This is a genomic window from Parabacteroides sp. PH5-46, from assembly GCF_029892785.1.
GTDB lineage: Bacteria > Bacteroidota > Bacteroidia > Bacteroidales > Tannerellaceae > DFXE01.
The window spans coordinates 112,563-121,390 of the sequence record NZ_JARXXA010000014.1; the positions used below are offsets into that span (position 1 = coordinate 112,563).

The 8,828-nt window shown below is 44.9% G+C and carries 5 protein-coding genes; 3 read left to right on the forward strand and 2 right to left on the reverse strand.

What is annotated here, in order from left to right:
* Nucleotides 1-79: 79 nt before the first annotated feature.
* Together M2470_RS14310 and M2470_RS14315 are read right to left on the reverse strand one after the other, a co-directional pair.
* Nucleotides 80-2,902, reverse strand: a complete 2,823-nt coding sequence (locus tag M2470_RS14310) for an AAA family ATPase (RefSeq protein ID WP_280745686.1) — start codon at nt 2,900-2,902, stop codon at nt 80-82.
* Nucleotides 2,899-4,137 (reverse strand): exonuclease SbcCD subunit D, encoded by a 1,239-nt coding sequence (locus tag M2470_RS14315; protein WP_280745687.1) that lies wholly within the window; start codon nt 4,135-4,137, stop codon nt 2,899-2,901. The genes M2470_RS14310 and M2470_RS14315 overlap by 4 nt, the downstream gene beginning before the upstream one ends.
* Nucleotides 4,138-4,902: 765 nt before the next feature.
* On the opposite strand from M2470_RS14315, the gene M2470_RS14320 reads away from it, so the two are divergent.
* From M2470_RS14320 to M2470_RS14330, 3 genes are all read left to right on the forward strand, one after another.
* Nucleotides 4,903-6,153: a site-specific integrase gene (locus M2470_RS14320; protein ID WP_280745688.1), complete on the forward strand. Its 1,251-nt coding sequence runs from the start codon at nt 4,903-4,905 to the stop codon at nt 6,151-6,153.
* 879 nt (nt 6,154-7,032) lie between these two features.
* Nucleotides 7,033-7,560: a DUF3575 domain-containing protein gene (locus M2470_RS14325; protein WP_280745691.1), complete on the forward strand. Its 528-nt coding sequence runs from the start codon at nt 7,033-7,035 to the stop codon at nt 7,558-7,560.
* Between the two features lie 6 nt (nt 7,561-7,566).
* Nucleotides 7,567-8,828: DUF3868 domain-containing protein (locus M2470_RS14330; RefSeq protein WP_280745689.1), on the forward strand; the 1,262-nt coding region annotated here is incomplete at its 3' end.

Sequence of the window (8,828 nt, forward strand, 5' to 3'; positions counted from 1 at the left end):
TTTAATTTTAACGTATTATAAACGAGGAACAAATATACTACTATTTAGTTGAAAGTTGAAAGTTGAAAGTTGAAAATGTTCAATTAAGAATATGACTCCTACCGTTGCCTGAGGGAACTACCTTGATCTGAACAGGAATGCGCTCGGTCATTTCCTGTACGTGGGAAATGACACCTATTTTCCGGCCTTGCGTACGGAGGCTTTCCAGAGCGTCCAGTGCCATGCGTAGTGTGTCGGCATCAAGCGAGCCGAAACCTTCGTCTATAAACAGGCTTTCTACCTTCATGCGATTGGAGGAAAGGGAGGACAAACCTAATGCCAAAGCCAGCGATACCAAAAAAGATTCTCCACCGGAGAGGCTGTGAACCGTTCTCACTTCATCGCACATATCCCGGTCTATTACTTGCAAGGCCAAGGTGTCGGGTACACGCTCCAGGAAGTAGCGGTTTGTCAGATAACGTAATTGCACATTGGCATAATCCAATAAAACGTCAAGGGTGTATCCTTGGGCTATCCGGCGGAACTTCGCCCCATCTGCAGATCCCGCCAGTTCATTCAGCTTCGCCCAGCGCTCGCTGACATTCCGCTTATCGGTTAGCTCTTGTTGTAATGAGGCTATTTTTTGTTTGTTTTCTTCCTGCTTGCGCAAGCGGAACTCCAGTTCGCTTTTTTGCCGGGTCTGTTCTTTGAAGTATTCATCCGGTGCCGGAGCATCTGCAAATGTGTGATTATAATCCTCCATCCAGCTCTCCAGGGCTTTCTGATGGATAAGTAATTCGTTGGTAGTTGCTGCCAGCTCCTTACTTATCTGTTCTTGTATCCCCCGGGATTGCTCTGCTATACCCACTTGTTCTGTTTGTAGCTGTTGCAGTTTTTCCTTACGGTTTTTGATATCGTCCAGTTTCAGATTCAACTCTTTTTCCACCACATCGGCTGCCTTTCCACCCAGCAACAGAGAACGTTCCGCTTGTATCTTTTCCAGAGCTCCGGCTTTGGTTTCGTAAGCTGTTTTTGCGCCTTCCACTTGCTGCTGCAAGGTATGCTGAAAGTCCTGATACGAACGTAGTTCTGTTTCGGAAGCTTTTTGTTGGTTTTCCAGTTGCAACAACAATTCCTTATTTCGCTTCCACTCTGTTGCAAAAGTAGTCAGTTTTTCTCTGAAAGTCATCTCGTTTTCCTGCCAATGCAATTGCCAGGCTTCATTTCCAAACAAGTCATTCGTAGCGGTCAATGAGTTGTTCAGGAGGACGACCTGCCGGGATATTTCTTGCTGTTCTATCGCTTGCTGTTCGCTATTCTTTTTCTTTTCACTCACCAACCGGGCCAACTGTTCCAGGTGGTCGATCCGTTTTTTCAAGGCTGCTATCTCATCCCCCATTTTCACAAAGCGTTCTATAATATGGGCCGAAGCATAGGGGTGTTCGGTACTGCCGCAAACCGGACAAGGTGTACCCTCCATTAATTTGTCACGCAGCGCTTTTACATCGCCGGAGGTTACAAAACGGGTTTGTTCTACCACTAAGACCTCCCATTGGTTACGGCTCTGTACAATAATGGATTCTATTTCCGGCAGTTCACACGAGGCCTCGGGTAAGTCCAATTTCCGGATACTCTCTTCCACTTCTGTCTGCTTTTTTTGCAGGCTTTTCAAACCTTGTTCTGCTTTTTCTTTTGCTTTCCGGGCCTCCGAGGCATGATCCAGGCGAATCAGCAAGGCTTCCAGTTGCTCGGCTGTTTTCTCCTTCGATTTATACTTTTCTATCCAGCTTTGCAAACGGGTCATTTCATCCGCCCGCTTTTGCCGGCTGGTAGCCAGCTGTTTCAGTTTTGTGTCGTTTGTCTCTTGTTCTTTAGAGGCTTTAGCCAAAGATCCCCGTGCTTCTTCGAGTACTTTCCGCTCGGTTTCCAAACGGATATCTAATTGCCGGGCAATCTTCAGTTCGGGTTGCATATTCTGATAGACAGTCTGTAATTGCAAATGCTCCTTCTCTGCTTCCGCATACGACTTTTTCGACGTTTCTAGCAATTCCAAAGCCTTGTTTAATGCTTCTAATGCTCCTTGTTGCTGTTTCTGACGGTTCGTAATAGACTGTTGAGCCGCAGCAATAGTATCTAACAAACGCTTCCGCTCTGCTATCCGTTTCTCCAGTTGTTTATAGGTTTTATCGACTTGTTTCAGACGTGCAGTCAGCTCTTTTTCTTCCTCTTCGGGGAGAATATCTATTCCTTCAATCTGCATTCTTAGCTTTTCGTATGCTTCTCTTGCCTGGCTGTTTTTCTCAAAGATCAGACGAGAAATAACGGAGTATTGTTCCGTTCCGGTCAGCTTTTCCAACAAAGATGCTTTATCTCCTTGATCTGCTTTCAGGAATGTTGAAAAATCGTTTTGCGCCAGCAGAACTGAGCGAGTAAACTGATCGAATGTTAAACCCACCAGTTCGATAATCCGGTTTTGTATATCCGAACGGCTCCCCTGCTCTTCTTCTCCGGTATCCAGGTTATGCAGGGTAAGCCTGGGGTTTTGCAATCGCCCGTTCTCTTTCTCCCGGGCACGTGCTATCGACCAGCGGGAGCGATAGTGATAGCCGTTCAGCGCCAGAAAATCCACTTCAGCATAGCCGGAAGCCGTACCCCGCCGCAAAATAAAGCGAGGGTCTCCCTGCATCAGAGTATCGTCGTTTACATCCTTTACTTTAACACTGTTTTCTTTTGCCTGATCCGTACGGGGTGTTTTGGAAAAGAGCGCCAGGCACAAGGCATCCAGTATTGTTGACTTTCCTGCGCCTGTCGGTCCCGAGATTGCATAAATACCTGCCGACAACAAAGGTTCAGACATAAAGTCTACAGCAAATTCTCCTTCCAGAGAGGCCAGGTTTCGTCCACGAATCGCCAGTATTTTCATAGTTCCACCTCCCGTATCACTTCATTAAACAATGCTTCCATTTCCGCAGGCAGTTCATCACCATAGCGCGCGGTAAACGTATGGCGTAGCATATCCAGAGGATCAATCTTTTGCAAGTCGGTAAAAGAACGGGGACGGAACCGCTCCTCATAAGCCCGTTCGGGATAAGAAGGCATAATCGAAGTCAGACGGACAGCTTTATTTTCCAGTATTTCTTCTACCCGATGGCGGAAACCGGGATCAGGCTCAGTCATCAAAACACGTACTTCCAGGAAGGGGTATAATGAAAGAGCTTCCTTGTCACGTTCCGGCAAATCAGAGAGAGCAGCAAGCAGCTCTTCTGCCTCGGCAGGCTGGGCAGGAATACGCAGCAACGACACAGTTTCTGGCACAGGTATTGACTCAATATCAAACTGTTCCCCTTCAATAGTTACAAAAACAACCTGGTGACGGTAATTCGTTTCAGAAAAAGACATCGGCAAAGGACTTCCCGCATAGCGAACATTTTCCCTTCCGGCTACTCGCTGGGCCTTATGAATATGTCCCAGTGCCGTATAATCCAAGCCGTTATTAAATGTATCGGCGGCAACCGACTCCAGCCCTCCCATAATAATCCGCTCACTCCTATCATCGGCGGAAAGTTCCGCATCTGTGGCATGTAAATGACCCGTCGCAACAATCGTTTCACCCGGATTACTTTTTCCTAAAACATATTGGTACAGACCATCATACATTCGCTTTACCCCCTCTGCGTAAGTACTTACTCCGGCATCCGGAGAAGGATAATCGCCTTGCCGCAAAAAAGGAACAGCCATACACCAGCCCTCGCGTTTGTTTTCCCTATTGTATAAAGGTATAGTAAGTGCTTCATAGTCTATCGCTCCATTTTCCAAACGGCGAATAATGCCTATCACTCTCGTATTCAACTCCTCCAAAACAGGAGCTGGAGCTTCAAGACGGGCGGCAGAATCATGATTCCCAGCTGTTATAATAATCTGCAAATGAGGATTCTGGCGATTCGCCTCCTTCAGAAAGCGAAAAAATTGTCGCTGAGCCGAAGCCGCCGGATTTGCCACATCAAACACATCCCCGGTAACCAACAATACATCCGCAGCCTGCTGCGTAAGTATATCAACCAGCCATTTCAAAAACGCCTCATGCTCCTCCTCACGGTCATACCCAAAAAAAGTTTGCCCCAAATGCCAATCCGCTGTATGTATAATTTTTAATGCCATAGTTCATGTTAAACGAACAAAAGTAATTCCTTTAATTTAATGTTCAAAGCTGATAGCCCCCGGAAAGGAGCTAATTTTTAAAACCTCGGATCTGTCGCTCAGAACAAGCTTCACTTTGTTGTTAAAAAACCTTATATCCTTTCATCTTTTATCAAAAAGCAAATTTCAGCTAACTTTACTTTTATTCAAAAGCAACAAAAAAATAAATCCTGAAAGATTTTTTAATATTTCTAGGTCGATATTTAACGTATTTTCAGTAAAAACACCACCTTTTCCCTATTTTATCTTCATAATTTCAGTAAATCATCCAATTAAATTCCCTCATTGATCCAAATGATTCCAGAGATTCATCCAAATGATTTTTTAACTATTCCGGCCAAGGTGAAAACATGGTGGCTAGAATGTGTAAAATGAAGCGTTTTTTAACGCAAAACAGCCCCCCAAACGCTGTTCTTTTCAAGATAGCAAAAAGACAGGTTTAGAATAACGAATATAGAATAATGAATGAAGAATATCTAAAAAAACACACTGCGAGTTCCGTTATGCGCCTCGTGAGCTTACAAAGCAACAAATCTAAAGTGTCAAATAAAAGCCTTTTTTACAAGCAAACCCTGCTTCAGCTCTAAATACGGCCTGCAAACAGGGGGTAAATTAACAATTTGACAATTTGCAATTATCTGTAGTTTTTTTATATTTTTGCCGCCATATTCAATGACTAATCCTGTGTGGACTTGATTATTTTTTAACCTTAAAAAGAAAGATAAGATGATTTCTGTAAAATTTATGCTGCGAGCTTCCACTGTGAAGGGTCGCGCTTTTAGCCTTTTTGTACGCATTATCAGTAATCGTACCACGTACAATGTATCAACCAGCATCCGCCTGTATCCCTATGAGTGGAATTTGGACAGGCAAATGATTATCCCGCCACTCATCGAAGGGGAACGCTCCCGGTACCTTGCCTGGGCTAAAGCGGAGCTGGAAAACGACCGCTACTTTGTTGAATCCACCGCCTTACGGTTCGAAAGGGAAGGAACTCCCGATGCTGCCAAAATAGCTGCTGCCTACAGGCAGTACAAAGAAAAGGTTAGTGTAGCTGATTATGTAGACAAATTAGTCGAAAGGATGCTAAAGAAGGGACAAGTGCGTACTGCCAGAGCCTACCAGACTGTACTGGACAGGTTTATCAACTTCAGTAAAAAGCCTTCCATGAATTTTAATGCCATGACTCCCCTGTTAATGAAAGAGTTTGAGTTTCAGCTCACAGAAGAAGGACTTGCGCGTAACAGCATTTCATTCTATATGCGTAACCTACGGGCCATCTACAACAAAGGGGCAGAGGAAGGCCTTTTCCAAGCACACAGCATATCACCCTTCCGCGATGTGTTCACCGGGAATGAGACCACTAAAAAGCGTGCCCTGAGCAAAAAAGAGATGAGCCTGCTTGATCAGGTGGAAGCTAAGCTGCAGCCTTCAGAGCCCACCGAACTACCCTTCCATCTACAGCAGGCGCTCCTGATGTTCCTTTTCAGCTTCCATGCCAGAGGCATGTCTTACGTAGATATGGCTTTCCTGAAAAAAGAAGACCTCAAGGATAATATTATATCATACAAGCGGATGAAGACCGGACAGAGGATCGAACTGAAGGTGACCCAGAAACTTAAGGATATACTAGAGATTTTCCGTCCACTTACCGAAGAAAGCCCCTACCTTCTCCCCATCATCACCCGGAAGAATGTCTCTCCCCGCTTGCAGTATGAGAGCGGCTTACGAAGACAAAACCAGAAGCTGAGAGAAATCTCACAGTTTTTGGGGCTGAAGAACAAGCTCACCACCCATGTGGCTCGCCACACCTGGGCATCCATCGCTAAGGAGGCAAACCTGCCGCTGGCAGTTATCAGCGAAGCCCTCGGACATACCTCCGAGGCAACTACCCGCATCTACTTGGCCTCCTTCGACAGAAGTGTGCTCGATAAAGCCAATGAGACGGTAGCAAAAGCCGTTGCCCATGCCATGTAGCCAATAGAATATTAAGTTAATTTATATTTTCCGAAAAAAAGATAAGGAAGAATGACGAATTTTGCATATATTTGTAGTACCTATTTGATTTTCAACACATCTGTCACTTAGTGAGTGACAGAAAAGGAAGAAAAACCAGTAAGTTTCTGCAAATATCCACCATTTAAATTCGTCAGAAATACTTAATTCTTTTCAATATATTCACAATTATTGTCGGTTGAATTTGTGGATATACATATAATATAGGCTGGAAAATATACACCGGAAGCCGGGCAAACAAATAAAAATTGTCCGGTCGGGCAAGCTATACCCTGTCGACATCGAAGTTCTACACCGTAGAAGCCCCATGTAGAGAGCAAAGGACGAAAAATTCGGTAGAAGAACAGACTTTAGCCGGATTCGAATCCATTCAAGGCTCTCGCCTTCAACTTTTATGTGAGCAAAATCAATCTAATGCGTTTCTAACATAAATACGCATCTTCTTCCCCAAACAGACCTATAATTGTCTAAAAATCAACCTAACGAGCAGATTATTAGATTGTTTATAAAATGTTTGCAAATTTTACTCTTTCAATGCCTATTCCTTCAATCTTCCAAACGGGCTTTTTATTACAATTTGAGACGGATTTTAGAGCACTTTTCAGCATCCCCTGTTTGTAAAAATGTTTCACTTTTTTATGAAACTACACAAACGAATTTTACAATTACCACAAATACAAGCATTTACATTTTCACTAAGCATATCTGCTGTCACTCACTAAGTGATAGGTAGTGTAAAAATAAAGGGAAAGGAAGCCTTAAAAAAGAAGACTAACATTGATGAAAACAGAGAATTGTATAACCGTTGGATGGATAAAAAAGACTGTAGTGGCGTTTGCCATGCTGACATTTTTCTCACCTTTTACGAAATCACAGGATGTGGCCCTTAAGTCGAACCTATTGTATGATGCGACAACGACGCTGAACCTGGGTCTCGAAATCGGCTTGGCTCCTAAGTGGACGCTGGAATTACCTGTAAACTACAACCCCTGGGAGTTCTCCAAGAACCGCAAACTTAAGCATTGGGCCATACAACCTGAAGCCCGCTACTGGTTTTGCCAGCGCTTTATGGGTCACTTCATGGGCTTACATGCACACGTAGCAGGCTACAATGTCGGAGGACTGAAGATGTTTGGCCTCAATGAACACCGTTACGAGGGCTACCTCTACGGCGCAGGGATCTCCTACGGCTACCAGTGGATACTGAATAAGCGTTGGAGCATAGAAGCAACTGTAGGGGTTGGATACGCCTACCTCGATCATGCCAAGTATCCTTGTGAGAAATGTGCTGAGAAAATCGGTGATTTTACCAAAAACTATTTTGGACCTACAAAAGCGGGGATCTCTCTAATTTACATCATCAAATAACTGGATATGAAAAAGATACTATATACACTGGCCGGACTATATATAACATTATTGGCTACAACTGTCAACTGTCAGTTATCTACTGACATACTAAAGTTGCATTCGCTCCGACAAGTGGAGGATTCCGTACTGTTAATAATGGATATTGACCTGACAAATGTGCATCTCAATACAGAGCGTTCCCTGGAGCTGACTCCGGTATTGTCTTCTCCCAAAGGACGGGAAGTGAAAATGAAGAGTGTGCTAGTTAACGGACGCCACCGCCAGAAAGCTTTTGAAAGGGAGGTAGAACTCAATGGATGGCAAAAGCAGGTTGCTTCGGCACATTATGTGGTTATTCCACTTAAGGGCGAGAACCGCCAAGTGGTTCGCTACCGCCAGGCAGTGCCTTATGAAAACTGGATGCGTGAAGCACAGCTGGATGTACAGTGCGACCTCTGTGGATGTGGAGGCGAACCGGCAGAATGGGAGAGCCGTAAACTGGCCAACCGTATCATACTAGAAGGAGTAAAAGAATACAGCCCTTCTATCCATGTAGCTTATATCCGCCCCGAAGCGGAGCAGGTAAAGGCAAGAAGCGAACAGAGCGATGTCTTCCTGGATTTCCCCGTGGCACGTACAGAGATCAATCCGAGTTTCGGTAACAACCCACGCGAACTTGCCAAGATCGAACAGATCATTGGTGGCATACGTTCGGATAAGAATCTGACCGTAACCAGTGTCTTGATTACTGGCTATGCCTCCCCCGAAGGAAGTGTACAGGGTAATAATCAGCTGTCCAGAGGACGTGCAGAAGCGCTCAGAAATTACCTTTCTATGCGTGCCGGTATCCCTTCACACCTCTACCAGGTAGGATATGGTGGTGAAGACTGGGAAGGCTTAAGCCGTTTGGTACAGCAATCTTTCATCGAGCCCAAAGGCACCATCCTTTCAATCATCAACTACTACAACCCCGAAGAACGGAAAAACCGTCTTAAGGCACTCAATGGCGGAAGACCTTACCAGCAAATGCTACATCAGTTATACCCACAACTACGCCGTGTGGTTGCAAGAATAGATTACAATGCCAGGAACTTCAATGTGGAAGAAGCCAAACAGGTGATCAAAACACAGCCGCGTCAGCTCAGTCTCAACGAGATGTTCCTTGTGGCAAACACCTACCCGGAAGGAAGCCCGCAGTTTGCAGAAGTATTCGAAACAGCTGTAAGACTCTATCCCGAAGATCCGGTAGCCAACCTCAATGCAGCTGCCTCGGCTCTCAAAGCAGG

Coding starts and splice junctions, on each gene's coding strand:
- M2470_RS14310 (WP_280745686.1), bottom strand. CDS start 2,902: ATGAAAATACTGGCGATTCGTGGACGAAACCTGGCCTCTCTGGAAGGA.
- M2470_RS14315 (WP_280745687.1), bottom strand. CDS start 4,137: ATGGCATTAAAAATTATACATACAGCGGATTGGCATTTGGGGCAAACT.
- M2470_RS14320 (WP_280745688.1), top strand. CDS start 4,903: ATGATTTCTGTAAAATTTATGCTGCGAGCTTCCACTGTGAAGGGTCGC.
- M2470_RS14325 (WP_280745691.1), top strand. CDS start 7,033: ATGCTGACATTTTTCTCACCTTTTACGAAATCACAGGATGTGGCCCTT.